The 14,136-nt window shown below is 65.9% G+C and carries 11 protein-coding genes; 7 read left to right on the top strand and 4 right to left on the bottom strand.

What is annotated here, in order from left to right; genetic code table 11:
• Positions 1 to 172 precede the first annotated feature (172 nt).
• Entirely contained in the window at positions 173 to 3,367 is a 3,195-nt protein-coding gene (locus WG208_RS13165; protein WP_337171828.1) for an efflux RND transporter permease subunit, read from the top strand.
• A gap of 11 nt (positions 3,368 to 3,378) precedes the next feature.
• On the top strand, positions 3,379 to 4,566 hold the full coding sequence (locus WG208_RS13160) for an efflux RND transporter periplasmic adaptor subunit (protein ID WP_337171827.1): 1,188 nt from the start codon (positions 3,379 to 3,381) through the stop codon (positions 4,564 to 4,566).
• A 10-nt stretch (positions 4,567 to 4,576) separates the two neighbouring features.
• On the opposite strand, the gene WG208_RS13155 is transcribed toward WG208_RS13160, so the two are convergent.
• Genes WG208_RS13155 through WG208_RS13140 form a run of 4 tightly spaced genes read right to left on the bottom strand, consistent with a single transcriptional unit; the run spans position 4,577 to position 8,365 of the window.
• Positions 4,577 to 5,746: a Gfo/Idh/MocA family oxidoreductase gene (locus WG208_RS13155; protein ID WP_337171826.1), complete on the bottom strand. Its 1,170-nt coding sequence runs from the start codon at positions 5,744 to 5,746 to the stop codon at positions 4,577 to 4,579.
• Entirely contained in the window at positions 5,743 to 7,083 is a 1,341-nt protein-coding gene (locus WG208_RS13150; protein ID WP_337171825.1) for an aminotransferase class III-fold pyridoxal phosphate-dependent enzyme, read from the bottom strand. Before WG208_RS13150 ends, WG208_RS13155 begins: the two co-directional genes overlap by 4 nt.
• Entirely contained in the window at positions 7,080 to 7,574 is a 495-nt protein-coding gene (locus WG208_RS13145; protein WP_337171824.1) for a GtrA family protein, read from the bottom strand. The genes WG208_RS13150 and WG208_RS13145 overlap by 4 nt, the downstream gene beginning before the upstream one ends.
• The gene (locus tag WG208_RS13140) at positions 7,571 to 8,365 is read right to left on the bottom strand and encodes a CDP-alcohol phosphatidyltransferase family protein (protein WP_337171823.1); all 795 of its coding nucleotides are present in this window, start codon (positions 8,363 to 8,365) and stop codon (positions 7,571 to 7,573) included. Before WG208_RS13140 ends, WG208_RS13145 begins: the two co-directional genes overlap by 4 nt.
• Positions 8,366 to 8,573: 208 nt before the next feature.
• On the opposite strand from WG208_RS13140, the gene WG208_RS13135 reads away from it, so the two are divergent.
• From WG208_RS13135 to WG208_RS13115, 5 genes are all read left to right on the top strand, one after another.
• The gene (locus WG208_RS13135; protein WP_337171822.1) at positions 8,574 to 9,473 is read left to right on the top strand and encodes an HAD hydrolase-like protein; all 900 of its coding nucleotides are present in this window, start codon (positions 8,574 to 8,576) and stop codon (positions 9,471 to 9,473) included.
• 12 nt (positions 9,474 to 9,485) lie between these two features.
• Positions 9,486 to 11,390, top strand: coding sequence for a serine/threonine-protein kinase (locus tag WG208_RS13130; RefSeq protein WP_337171821.1), 1,905 nt, complete (start codon positions 9,486 to 9,488; stop codon positions 11,388 to 11,390).
• A gap of 70 nt (positions 11,391 to 11,460) precedes the next feature.
• Complete coding sequence (locus WG208_RS13125; protein ID WP_337171820.1) at positions 11,461 to 12,366, top strand: pirin family protein; 906 nt, start codon at positions 11,461 to 11,463, stop codon at positions 12,364 to 12,366.
• Positions 12,367 to 12,447: 81 nt separating this feature from the next.
• A complete protein-coding gene (locus WG208_RS13120) occupies positions 12,448 to 13,302 on the top strand; it encodes a DUF481 domain-containing protein (RefSeq protein WP_337171819.1) in 855 nt (284 codons plus the stop codon).
• Positions 13,302 to 14,054, top strand: a complete 753-nt coding sequence (locus WG208_RS13115; protein ID WP_337171818.1) for a DUF481 domain-containing protein — start codon at positions 13,302 to 13,304, stop codon at positions 14,052 to 14,054. Before WG208_RS13120 ends, WG208_RS13115 begins: the two co-directional genes overlap by 1 nt.
• The last annotated feature ends 82 nt before the right edge of the window (positions 14,055 to 14,136 follow it).

The following is a 14,136-nucleotide window of genomic DNA, read 5'->3' as shown; positions in this document are numbered from 1 at the left end:
CGCTTGCCCGCCCGTACGATCGGGTTGTGACATGACGAACGGGGTGGCCTCTGCTGGCCACCCCGTTTCATTTCCGTCACACCCCGGAGCGTATTCGGGGGGTGCCACGTAGAATCTCAGTGCCGGGCGAGTCGGATACGCCCGCGGTACCGGCGTCTCCCGCTCCTCTGCCATGTGGATTGTACAACTCGCCCTGCGGCGCCCATACACGTTCATCGTCGGTGCGCTGCTGGTGGTCCTTTTTGGTGTGCTCTCGGCCATCCGGATGCCGACGGACATCCTGCCGGAGCTCGACATCCCGGTGGTGTCGGTCATCTGGTCCTACAGTGGTCTTCCGCCCGAGGAGATGGAACGCCGGTTCGGGACCCCCTATGAACGGGCGGTCACGACCACGGTCAACGATGTCGAGCACATCGAGTCGCAGTCGCTCTCCGGACTGACCATCATCAAGGTCTTCTTCCAGCCGGGTGCCCGCATCGAGTCGGCCGTGGCGCAGCTTGCCGCCACCGCCCAATCGATTCTCCGCATCATGCCACCCGGCTCGACGGCACCGTTCATCGTGCGCTACAACGCCGCCAATGTCCCGGTGCTGCAGCTCGCCCTGGGCGGCGACTCCCTGTCGGAGCAACAACTGTACGATCTGGGCACCAACGGCATCCGCACCCGCCTGGCCACGGTGCGGGGCGCCAGTGTCCCCCTGCCGTACGGCGGCCGGGCCCGGCTGATCAATGTGGATCTGGATCCCGCGCAACTCTATGCACGGGGCCTCTCACCCACCGACGTCAGCGATGCGGTGTCCGCCCAGAACCTGGTGCTGCCGGGAGGCACGGCCAAGATCGGCGAGCGGGAATACATCGTGCGGCTCAATGGAAGTCCCGATCTCGTCGAAGCGCTCAACGATCTGCCCGTCCGCATGGTGAATGGCGCGATGGTGCGCGTGCGGGATGTCGCGCACGTGCGCGACGGGAACTCGATCCAGACGAACATCGTGCACCGCGATGGGGTGCGTGGTGCGCTCGTGACGGTGCTCAAGTCCGGCGGCGCCTCCACGATCGACGTGGTGAACCGGGTCCGCAACGCCCTGCCCGGCGTGATGGCCACCCTGCCCACCGCGCTGAAAGTGGACGTCCTCGCGGACCAGTCGTTGTTCGTGAAGGCCGCCCTCAAAGGCGTGGTCGTGGAAGCCCTCATCGCCGCCTGCCTGACGGCCGCGATGATCCTGCTCTTCCTGGGGAGCTGGCGGTCCACGCTCATCGTGGCGCTGTCCATCCCTCTGTCCATTCTGTGTTCGGTCACCGTGCTGTCCATGCTGGGGCAGACGCTCAACGTGATGACCCTGGGCGGTCTGGCGCTGGCGGTCGGCGTGCTGGTGGACGACGCGACCGTGGGGATCGAGAACATTCACCGGGTACAGGAACACGAGCCCGACATCGAGAAGGCCATTCTCGACGGCGCGGGCCAGATCGCGGTGCCGACGCTGGTGTCGACGCTGGCCATCTGCATCGTGTTCGTGCCGATCTTCTTTCTGAGCGGTGCGGCCGGTTCGCTGTTCCGGCCCCTGGCCATGGCCGTCGTGTTCGCCATGCTGGCCTCATACGCGATCTCCCGCACGCTGGTGCCCACGCTCGTGCGCTACGCCATGCAGCGCGAGCGGGCGCTCGAAGCGCGTCGGGCCGGCATGCCGAAGCGCCCTGGCCCCTTCGCGCGGCTGCATCACGATTTCGAGGAACGTTTCGAGCGGTGGCGCATCCAGTACCGCCATGCCATCACGGCGATGCTCGAACAACCGGGCCGTCTGCTGATGACCGCCGGTCTGGTGGTCGTGTCGGCAGCGGCCCTGACCCCGTGGCTCGGCCGCGACTTCTTCCCCACGGTGGACGCCGGCCAGATCCGCGTGCATCTGCGGGCGCCCGTGGGCACGCGTCTCGAAGAAACCGCCCGGATCGTGGCGGCCGTCGAGAATCGCATCCGCGACCTGATCCCACCGGGTGATCTGGCCACCATCATCGACAACGTCGGCATCGCCACGTCCGGTGCCACCAACCTGGCGTACAGCGACAATCCCACCATCGGCGTGACCGATGCGGATCTGCTCATCGCCCTCACCGGGCACCGGACGGGCAAGACGGCCGACTACGCCCGCGCCATCCGGCGCATGGTGCGCGACGAGTTTCCCGATGTGCTCGTGTTCTTCCAGTCGGCGGACATCGTGAGCCAGATCCTGAATGCCGGCCTGCCGGCCCCGGTCAATGTGCAGGTGGTGGGAGCGAACCGCGCCGAGAACATCACGATCGCCCGCGCGATCGAGCGGCGGCTCAAGGAGGTTCCCGGAGCCGTGGACGTGTACCTGCAGCAGCGGCTCGAGGCACCACAACTGAACATCACCGTGGACCGCGCGCGTGCGGCGTCGCTGTCGCTCACGCAGCGCGAGGTGGCCAACGATCTGCTCATCTCCCTGGCATCCAGCGGACAGACTCAGCCCAATGTCTGGCTCAATCCGCAGAACGGGGTGCAGTACAGCGTCAACGTGCAGACCCCGCAGTATCGCGTGGCCTCGCTCGAAGACATCGGTCGGACACCCATTCTGGGGGCGGCGGGCGTCAGCGCCGGCGCCACGCCGCAACTCTTCCAGAACCTCATCTCGGTCGAGCGCGGCAGCAGCGTGGGCATCATCAGCCACTACGATGTCGCCCCGGTCTACGACATCTACGCCAGTGTGCTCGATCGCGACCTGGGGGCGGTCGCCAGCGATATCGACGTGGTGCTCGACTCGTTGAAGGAATCGCTGCCCCGTGGCACCACCCTGGTGATGCGGGGGCAGGTGGCCAGCATGCGCGCCTCGTACGCCGGCCTCGCGACCGGATTGGTGTTCGCCATCGTGCTGGTGTACCTCATCATGGTCGTGAACTTCCAGTCGTGGCTCGACCCCCTCATCATCGCCTGCGCATTGCCGCCGGCGCTGGCGGGCGTGGTGTGGGCGCTTCATGCCTGCGGCAACAGCCTCAGCGTGCCGGCCTTCATGGGCGCCATCATGAGCATGGGCGTGGCCACGGCCAACGGCATCCTCGTCGTGTCCTTCGCCAATGAACGCATGGCCGCGGGACTGACGGCGCCCGAAGCCGCCATCGAGGCCGCCGCCACCCGTCTGCGTCCGGTGATCATGACCGCCCTCGCCATGATCGTCGGCATGGTGCCCATGGCGCTGGGCCTCGGGGAAGGTGGTGAACAGAACGCGCCGCTGGGCCGCGCCGTCATCGGTGGCCTGGTGTTCGCGACCTTCGCGACGCTGACACTGCTCCCCTTCGTGTACAGCAGGCTGCGCGCCCATCGGCGCGGCCCGGTCCTTTCGCTGGAACTGACTTCGTGATGCGATCCTTCATGCGATCCTCTGCCGTGTTCCTGTCCGTGCCCTCGCCGTCTTCGCCCTCCGCGCGTCGTCTGCGCCAGGGCCGGATGATGCCGATCGTGTTCCTGCTCATCTTCGCCGCCCTCCTCGCGGCGGGATTGCTGCCGAGGCTCGCGCAGTCGCGGGCCCGGGCGGAAGAGAGCACACGCTCGACCGCGGCGCCCACCGTGTTCACCGAAGTGGTGAAACGGGATACGGCATCGACACCGTTCGAGCTCCCCGCCACCATCACCGGACTGCACGAAACGAGCATCTTCGCCCGCACGAATGGGTTCGTGCGTGAACTTCGGGTGGACATCGGTTCACCGGTGCGCGCCGGTGACACCCTCGTCGTGCTCGACATGCCGGAGCTTCGTGAGCAGGAACGTCAGGCGTCGGCCGTCATCGAGCAGACCGAAGCGAGTGCCAGGCTGGCGCGCACGTCACTCGAACGGTGGAAGCAACTGGCGACGCAGGGTGTGGTCACGCCGCAGGAACTCGATGAACGCACCGCCACCGCCAATGTCACCGAGGCCAACGCACGCGCGGCCCACGCCAATCTCGCGAACCTGCGTGAACTGCAGCGGTTCGGCGTGTTGCGCGCGCCGTTCCACGGCGTCGTGACGGCCCGGTCCATCGACATCGGTTCCCTCGTGGTGGCGGGCGCCGCGGCGGGAGCACGTCCCCTGCTCACGGTCGTGCAGACCGACACCCTGCGGGTGATGCTGCAGATTCCCCAGAGCGGGGCCGCGCGGGTCCGCGCCGGCACGCGCGCGACCGTCGTCGTACAGGACATCGGCAACGCGGAGATCGCCGGCACCGTGGTGCGCACCGCCGGTGCCATCGATCCGGTCACCCGCACCTTGCTCACCGAAGTCCGTGTACCCAACCCGATGCGTCGCCTGTTGCCCGGCATGTTCGCGACGGTGCGCCTCTCGGTGCCATCCACGCCGTCACTCCGCATTCCCGCGATCGCGCTGATCATGCGAGCCGATGGTCCGCAGGTCGCCCGGGTCCGGAACGACACCGTGGCCCTCGTGCAGATCGCCCTGGGACGCGACTACGGTACGACGCTGGAAGTCCTTGGCGGACTGGACGCCGGTGACCAGATCGTGGTCAATCCGGCCGAATCGATCGCGTCAGGCCAGAAAGTCAACGCGATGGAGAGAGGGCGCAGGTAACGTTCCGCCCTCAGGACGTCACCGCGATCGCTTCACCGACATGCGCCACCGACTCCACATGATGCTGGAGCAGATGGACGCTGCCGTACAGGGGAATCTCCCGGCACCCATCGGCCGCTGACTGATAGGCCGCGGTGATGACTTCCACGCAGCGGTAGGCCTCGTGGGCGTCGCGGCTCACCCAGTCCTCCGTGGCGATGGCCCGACGGAAACGTTCGAGCAACGCGTCGAACCAGGTGGTGTGACTGGCATCTCCCCAGTGTGAGGCGATCGAGCACCGCTCGACATCCCAGTCCACCGCTCCCTGCGCCACATCGGGACCATCGGTGGCGCGCATCACGGCCACCTGCAGATCGTCGTCGTCCACCAGAATGGCGCCGCGACTGCCCTGAATGGCGTACGTCACCTTGCGCACACCTGCCGTCCACGAGAGCTGGGCGCTGGCGAGACCGTTGGGGAAGGTCAGCGTCACCGTCGCGTTGTCCTCGGTGTCGTATCGCATCGCGGCCATGTTGGTCATCTTGGCCGTGACGGCGACGGGATAGGTGCCCATCCAGTCGAAGGTGAGATAGAAGCTGTGACTGCCGTGATCCATGGCGATCCCGCCGCCGCTGAACTCACGATGACGCCGCCAGTGCGTGTTCCACTCGGTCACGCCCTTGGCGTGAGTGTTGCGCATCGTGTTCAGCACCACGGCCTGCACATCGCCGATACGGCCGCTGTCGATGATGTCGCGGATGGCCCGCACGACCGGCGCGTGTTTGTAGTTGTGACAGGGGAACAACACCCGCTGCGCCGCTTCCGCGTGCTCGAGCAGCGCGGCCGCCTCACCCAGCGTGGGCGTCAACGGCTTCTCACAAAGCACATGCAATCCCATGTCGAGCGCCGCATGGGCGATGGCGGCATGATCGCAGGGTGGTGTGCAGATGTCGACGAAGTCGAGCCCATCGGCCTCCATCGCGAGCAGGGTATGATGATCGGCGTAGATGCGGGCCTCGGGATACGTGCGGGCAGCCAGTTCACGCCGCGCCTCGCAGATATCCGCGATGGCCACGATCTCCACATCACCACGCCGGTGCCGACGCTCCGCGTACGCCGGCAGATGGCCCAGCGCCCCGATGAATCCATAACCAATGACGGCACCGCGCAGCGGCGGACATCCCCGAGTCGTTGCGCTCATTGCCAGGTTCCTTCGTGCAGGAGTTCCGCGAACAGTTCGTCGAGCAGGCCGAGTCCTTCGAGTGCCGCCTCACGGGTGATGGTGAGCGCCGGCTGCAGACGGATGCGCGACGTGTACAGCATCGCGAGCAGTCCGCGCTGCACCCCCTTCGAGAAGAGCGCGCGCATCACATCGCTGCTCACGGGCTCGCGCGTGGTACGATCGCGCACGAGATCGATGCCGATCATGAGCCCTTCGCCGCGCACATCGCCGATGAACGGATAACGTTCCTGCATGTGACGCAGCTCATCCAGCATGAGCGCGCCGATGGTGGCGGCGTTCTCCCAGAGACGCTCCTCACGGATGATGCGCACCGCGGCCAGCGCCGCCGCCGACGCCAGCGGATTGCCGCCGTAGCTGGAAGAGGCGCCCGACGGTTTGGCCCAGGGTTCCGCACTCGTGATCGTCGTCGTGGAAAGCACACCGCTCACCGGATACCCGCCACCGAACGCCTTGCCAAGCGTGACGATGTCGGGGCGCACACCGGTATGATCGACGCCCCACGGTTTCCCCGTGCGGCCGAAGCCGGTGATCATCTCGTCGGCGATCAACAATGCACCCGCTTCCTTCGCGGCTTCGGCAACGATGGGCAGGAACCCGCGCGGCGGAATGACATTGCCTGCGGTGCCCTGCATGGGCTCGACGATGACGGCGGCAACCGGTCCCTGCGGCTGGGCCTTGATGGCCTTCCGCGCGAACTCACCGCAGGCCATGCCACACGAGCCCGGCTTCAGCGAGAAGGGACAGCGATAACAATCGGCGTAGGGAATCTGCGTCGTACCGACCGGGAAAGGGCCGAGATGATGACGCGCGTCGCTGCCCATGAGCGCCATGGCCCCCGCGGTCTTCCCGTGAAAGCCGCCCCAGAAACCCACGATCTCGGTGCGGCGGCTGTACGACCGCGCGAGACGGATGGCGGATTCGACGGCTTCCGCTCCCCCCGAATACAGTTGCAGACGATCGAGACCGGCCGGCGCCATCGCGGCCACTTCGTTCACCAGCTCGGCGCGCGGCGCGGAGGTGAAGCTGCCCACGGACAGTTGCGCGACCTGCTGCTGCACGGCCTGCACGAATGCGGGATGGGAGTGCCCCAGCGCGTTGACGCCGATGCCGCCGATGAAATCGACGAACGTGTTGCCGTCGACATCCGTGATGTGACTGCCACGTCCATGATCCATCGCCACGCCGGTCCAGAGCGCGAAGCTCTGCAGCCCCGGCGCCAGATGCTGACTCTCGGCCGCGACGATGGCGCGCGAACGCGGACCGGGAATCTCGGTGACTCGCTGAACGCGCGTCATGAGCGCGCCTCGGAGCGCATCGGGGAACGCACGACCGGGTGCACGGCTGGATACGTATCCGCCTGCCCATCCGGTGAAACGGGTGCCAGTGAAGTCGATGAAAACACGAAGAAGCGGTGCAGAGGGTAGTTCCAGAAGAGCCCGACGACGACATTGGCGAGGACGACGGCCACCGGCATCGTCGCGCCGAACTGTTCGACACAGAGCGAGACGACACCGCCGAACCAGAGCGCGGAGGCTCCGCTCACGAGGGCATATCGTGTCGCTTCACGTCGTGCCTGTTGCCGGGCGGTGGCGAACACCCAGCGTTTTTTGAGGAGAAAGTCCACCATGCCGCCGGTGATCGCGCCGAAGATGGCTGCCGCGGCGTAGTGGAGTGGCGCCTGCAGCAGCAGCCAGATGCACAGCCATTCCGCGCCGGTTCCCAGCGCAGTGGTGAACTGACTGCCAAGAAATCGCCACGCTTCGAGACGGACGGTACCGCGCGTCACGGCGTGGGCTTCGCGATCGATCGCGCGCGCAATTCGGCCCGGATGTAGCGGGTGCGAACCATCGCGGTCGCATTGGCAAACACGGCGATCGCTCCGAGCGCCGCCAGCACGAGCCAGTGGCGGGGCGGTGTGCCCGGTGCGGTGGAAGGCCACCAGCGTTCGATCACGGTGGAGAAGATCGTGGCCGCGATGATCCAGGTCGCGCGTTCATGTCGCTGCATCAGCCCCATGCCCGCATCCACCTGCAGGATCTCGCCTTTCGCGCGCGTATAGCTCACCATGATGCCACCTGCGCAGGCACCGAGCGCCAGCACGAAACCCACCGGATACGCGCGGTAGTACCACGCGTAGGCGAAGAACACGACCATCTCGGCCCATCGATCGATCACCGCATCGAGGACTTCACCGGCATCGGAGGAGAGTCCGCGCGCCCGCGCCACCGATCCGTCGAGCGAATCGCAGATGGCGCCGAACAGCAGGATCCAGCCCGCGAACCCGAATCCTCCCTGACTCAATGCCAGCGCCGCGACGACATGCAGCCACCAGGACGCCCAGGACAGATGATCCGGATGGGCCCCGATGCGCACCAGCACGCGCACTGCAGGACGGAAGAGCCAGAGCCCATATTCCACGAAGAACGCACCGAGCACCGCACTGCCGCCGGCTTTTCGTCCACGTTCGGTGGTTTGGAGCCCGGTGACGGCCGTCTTCACCGCGTAGAGGGCCAGAGCACCGAGGAACAGCGTGAGGACGGCGACGAGGGGCACCCAGGTCAACGTGGCGGAGTTCATCCACGAGAGCAGATCGGCGGAGACGGGCGTATCCTCGAAAAACGGGAGTCCACTTCGAGCCTGTGCGGCTCATGAACATCCCTGCAGGCTATCCAATCCGGCCGATGCTGCTAAGGTCGCTTATAGGATCTTAGCGTACCCTTAGCACATTCTTAACACCCGGTCGTCCCTGTTCTTTCCCGAGTCTTCCCTGCGCCCTCTCCCATTCATGCCCACCGCCGAGTCCCCGGTTTCCGTCATTCGTCCTCCGGCGGCGGAGTCGATCATCCACGAACTCACATTCCCTGAACTGCGACGCCGGCACGAGGCGGTGCTTTTTGACGCCTATGGTGTGCTGGTCAACGCCTCGGGCGCGCTCCCCGGGGCCGGTGCCACCATCGCCGACATGCGTCGGGACGGCCAACCCTTTCTGGTCGTGACCAACGACGCGTCCCGATCGCCCCGTCGGGCCGCGGAGCGCCTCTCGCGGCTCGGTATCCCCGTCGAACCGGAGCACGTGCTCTCGTCGGGGATGATGGTCGGACCCGCACTCCAGGCCCATGGTCTCGCCGAAGGACGTATTGTCGTGCTCGGCACCGACGATTCGGCACAGTATGTGCGCGATATCGGCGCCACCGTGGTCGATCCCGTGCCCGACGACCCCGCCGATGCGGTGGTCATCGCCGATGAGGGCAGCATCGACCTCATCGATTCGCTCGACGACATCCTGTCGATGATCCTCGAAGCGCATCACCGGGGACGCATGCCACGCCTGATTCTCGCCAACCCCGATCTGATCTATCCCTCGGGCGTGCGGCGGTTCGGGTTCACCGCGGGATCGTTCGCCCATCTGGTGGAGAAGGCCCTGCACCTCCTGCTGCACGAGGAGGCGCCCACGTTCGAAGTGCTCGGCAAGCCCTCGCCGGTGCACTTCAACGCCGCCATCGAGCTGATCGGCACACGCGATGTGGTCATGCTGGGCGATACGCTGCACACCGATATCGCCGGTGCGCAGGGCGTGGGGATCGCGTCGGCCATCGTGCTCACCGGTGTCACGACGCGGGCCACGGCGCTGGCGGCGCGCGAGGTGGTCCCCACCTATCTGCTCGAAGGTCTGGCACAGGCGTAGGTTTAGGCACGCATGGCCACATCATCCGAGATTCCGCCCGCCGAACTGGCTGCGCTGCGCCTCGCCCTGCGCGGTCAGTATGCCATTCAACGCGAACTGGGGCGCGGCGGCATGGGTATCGTGCTGCTTGCCCGCGACGAACGACTCGATCGGGCGGTGGCGCTGAAGGTGCTGCCGCCCCATCTGGCCGAACACGGCGAAACACGCGAACGCTTCCTGCGTGAAGCCCGCATGGCCGCGCAGCTCTCCCATCCCAACATCGTGCCCGTCTACCGGGCCGACGAACTGGGCGGGTATGCCTTCTTCGCCATGGGATTCGTGGAAGGCGAGTCGCTTGGCGAACGCATTCGCGACCGCGGAGCCCTGCCCCCGGCCGATGTGGTGCGCGTGCTGCGCGAAGTGGCCTGGGCGCTCGCCTACGCGCATGCCCGGGGCATCGTCCACCGCGACGTGAAGCCCGACAACATTCTGCTCGAACGCGCGAGCGGGCGGGCGATCGTCACCGATTTCGGGATCGCCCGGGCCGATTTCAATCCGGCGCTCACACAGGACGGTTACGTACTCGGGACGGTGCACTACATGAGCCCCGAGCAGGCCGGCGGAGATGCCCTCGATGGACGCAGCGATCTCTATGCCCTCGGCTGCATCGGCTTCTTCGCCCTGAGTGGACGCCTGCCCTTCGAAGGCGCGTCACCGCAGGCCATTCTCGTGGCGCATGCGACCAGAGAGCCACCCACCCTGCGCTCGGTCGCGCCCGACGTGCCGGCCGCGCTAGCGAGCGTGATCGACCGCTGTCTGCGCAAACATCCCGGCGATCGGTTCGCGACGGGCGAGGAGCTCGCCGACGCACTCGGCAAAGCCCTGGAACACCTCGAGCACGATGGACGCGACGCCGGTGGACAGACAGCGCTGTCGAGCGACGATGCGATGGCCGTGTGGCGTCGCGCCGCCGAACTGCAGGCGGAGGCGGCCGCTCGCCTGGAATCGCGTATGCGCGTCAACGACACGCGGGCGCTGACGGCGCCCCACGATGGATCGCGCGACGGATCAGTGGACGGACAGAGGCCACCGGCCGACAACGGTGCGGTCACACCCACCGATGCCTACCGCCTGCGCGATGTGGAAGCCGCCGCGGTGGAAGCTGGCATATCACAGCGTTTCGTGGCCCTCGCGCTGGACGAACTGCGCGCCAGGCCAACGGGGCAGGCACTGGCGCCCACGGTGTCGCCGCGACGCGATCGGCTGGCCACCCGCCTGCTTGGCACGGCACAACGCACCCTCTCCGTCTCACGGATCTTTCACGCGCCGCCACGCACCGCGCTCCAGGCCCTTGGCCGCACCCTGCAGGGGCCACCCTGGTCGCTCACCCTGCGCGATACGCTGGGTGGACATCCACTCGATGGCGGTGTGCTCGTGTTCGACCTGCCGGCATTGAGCAGCGATATCAACTACAAGTGGACCTGGACCCGGTACGGGGTCTACGTCCCGCAGGTCCGCGTCTCGCTGAGTGCCCTGCCGGGCGACTCCCGTCGATGCGAAGTCACCATGACCATCGACCTGCGCCATGGCGTGATGGCCAACGTGCTGAGCTGGCTCGCGATGGCCAGCGGCAGTTCGGTGGCGGGAGGCGCCCTGGGGCTCGCCGTGGGCAAGAAGGCCATCGCACTCGCCGGCGCGGCACTCGCGGGACCGGCATTGGGAGGGGCCGTCCTGTTTGCCGGCCTCACCCTGGCGAGCGTGGCGCCTCTGTACCGCTGGGGCCTGCGCAAGGCGGAGGGTGAACTCGCGGCCGCCCTGTCGGCCACCGACGTCAGCATGCGGGCATTCGACATCTTCGGTGAGAACCCCACCCCGCCGGCGCACGCCCCGGCCTTGCCGCGTACCAACCCGGCCGCCGTCGGCATTCCCGACGTCTGATCCAATCAGGATATTGCATTTACCTCAGAACTGAGATATATTCACCGATACCTCAATTCGGAGCACTCCTATGTCCATTCGTCCCGTCAAACGTATCGTCACGGCCCAGCCCACCATGGAAGGGGCGGGTGTGCACCTGCACCGCGCCTTCGGTTTCGGCAATACCAGCGAGACCGATCCATTCCTGCTGTTCGACGATTTCCGGAACGACGTGCCGAAGCAGTATCAGGCGGGTTTCCCGTGGCATCCGCACCGGGGCATCGAAACCATCACCTATGTGCTGGCCGGCAACGTCGAGCACGCCGATTCGCTGGGGAATCGTGGTCTGCTGGGCGCCGGCGACGTGCAGTGGATGACGGCGGGCAGCGGCATCGTGCACCATGAAATGCCGATGGGCGATCCGCAGGGTCGCATGCACGGCTTCCAGCTCTGGGCCAATCTGCCGTCCGCACTCAAGATGACGGCCCCGCGGTACCAGGATGTGAAGTCCGGCGACATCGTCGAAATCACCGACGACGACGGCACGATCGTGCGCATCATCTCCGGTGAATTCTGGGGCAGGCGCGGCCCCGTGGATGGCATCGCCGCCAACCCCTGTTATCTCGATGTGTCCGTGCCGGCGGGTGTGAAGAAGACGCTCCCGGTCGACGCCTATCGCAGCACATTTGCCTACATTTTCGAGGGAAGCGGAACCTTCCGGCACGCCTCGGACAATATGGGGGTGCTCACCGAGCGCACGGCCGGCGACGACGATGATCTCGTTCGGGACCTGTCGGGCAACCGCTCGTTGGTGCTCTTCGATACCGGTGACGAGGTCGTGGTGCGCGCCGGCGACGCAGGGATCCGCTTCCTGCTCGTCAGCGGTGCTCCCATCAAGGAACCGGTGGCCTGGTATGGTCCGATCGTGATGAACACCCAGACCGAACTGCAGACCGCGATGCGGGAACTTCGGGAAGGCACGTTCATCAAACCGTAACCCGATTCAGATGTGACATCGGCGCAGGTGCGACTACTCAGGTCGCCCTGCCCGGTGTCACGTCACTTCTCCTGCTGCGATATGCCGTTTCGTTTCTCTCGTGCATTGCTGGTGAGCATGCTGTTGGTCGGAGCCTGGCCTGGCGCTTCGGGGCATCTGGACGCCCAGAGTACGGCAGGAGTCAGCACGGGTAGTCCGACCACGACCATGCAGACATCGAAGGACGGCAAGCCATCCTCGCCGGTGCCCGCGAAGAAAAAAGCCGTCGATTTCACCGCTTCGATGGGCTACGCACAAACGCAGGGCAATGCGACGGCCCGCAACATCAATGTTGGCAATACGCTGACCTATCGCGCGGCGGGATGGATCGTCAGGCAGGACCTGGCGTTCATGTACGGAGAAGCGAACGACAAGGTCAGCACGAACTTCTGGAACGGCGGTATCCGCGGAGATCGGACGCTGATGAACAGGGTGGCGCTCTTCATGGCCTCGCGTTACGATCGCAACGTACCGCAGGGGGTGGCCAACCGTTTTCAGCAAGGCATCGGCATCAACGTGCTCGCCTTCGACGACAGCCACAACAAGCTGAACGTGGCCGTCGGCGGTTCGTTGTTCTCGCAGGATCTCCTGCCCGGTGTGACCGCCAAGGTCTCCCGCGCGTTTCCCGCCGCCCGCGCCGCCGTCGACTACCGCTATCGCTTCAACAAGCTCGCGTTTCTGCAGCATACGGCCGAGTATCTGCCGGCCGTCGGGGACACGGCCACGGCCTACTTCGTGAATACCGAGAGCACGATCGTGGCGCCGATTTCGAGGAACGTGGGGCTGAAGGTCGGGTACGTGATCCGCTACAATTCGGAACCACCGGTCCGCAACGATCAGCAGCTTCGCACCACCGACATGTTTTTCTCGTCGGGACTCACCCTCACTTTCCGATGATGCGCACACGCCTTCTCACCGCGGCAGCGGCCGTCTTCACCGCGATCCATGCGCTCGAAGCGCAGGACGCTCTGCCCAAGAAGAATCTCGAGTTCTCGGGCACTGCCGGTTTCACGCAGACGAGCGGGAACGCCAACGCGACCACCACCAATCTCGGCAACAAGCTCAAGTATACGGCGCGTGGTTGGACCCTTGGAGAAGATCTGGCGTTCTTCTACGGCGAAGCCGATCACAAGGTGAACGCCAACTTCTGGAACGGCGGGTTGCGGGCCGAGCGGTCCATCATGGAGCGCCTCGGTGTGTATGCCGTCACCCGTTTCGACCGGAACGTGTTGCAGGGGATCGCGAGTCGCTTCGAAGAAGGCTTCGGTCTCGACTGGAAGGCCATCGTTTCCAAGCGCGATCTGCTCTCCCTGCAGGCCGGTGGTTCACTCTTCCAGCAGCAGCTCACGAAGGGGTCCACCGCCACGGCCAAGCGGCAGTTCCCGGCGGCGCGTCTCGGGCTCGATTACAAGCACCTGTTCACCGAGCTGGCGTATTTCCAGCAGACGGGTGAGTTCCTGCCCAATCTTTCCGACAGCGATGCCTATCTCGTGAACTCCGAGAGTGCGCTCGTGGCGCCCCTGTCGCGTCGCCTGGGACTCAAGCTGTCGTATCTGGTGCGGTACAACAACTCGCCGCCGATCCGCGAGAACGTGCCGCTCAAGACCACCGATACGTTCTTCTCCAGCGGGATCACGATCTCGTTCTGATTTTCATGCGGCATGTTCGTCTGCCTGTTGTCGTGACAATTCTGCCGCGACCGAACGAAGCCGGTGGCCCCTCATGGTGGGG

Origin of the sequence: Gemmatimonas aurantiaca (assembly GCF_037190085.1) — a bacterium.
GTDB classification, from domain to species: Bacteria; Gemmatimonadota; Gemmatimonadetes; order Gemmatimonadales; family Gemmatimonadaceae; genus Gemmatimonas; species Gemmatimonas aurantiaca_A.
Note: the sequence above shows the minus strand (reverse complement) of the source record. Positions and strands in the feature narration are given on the sequence as shown.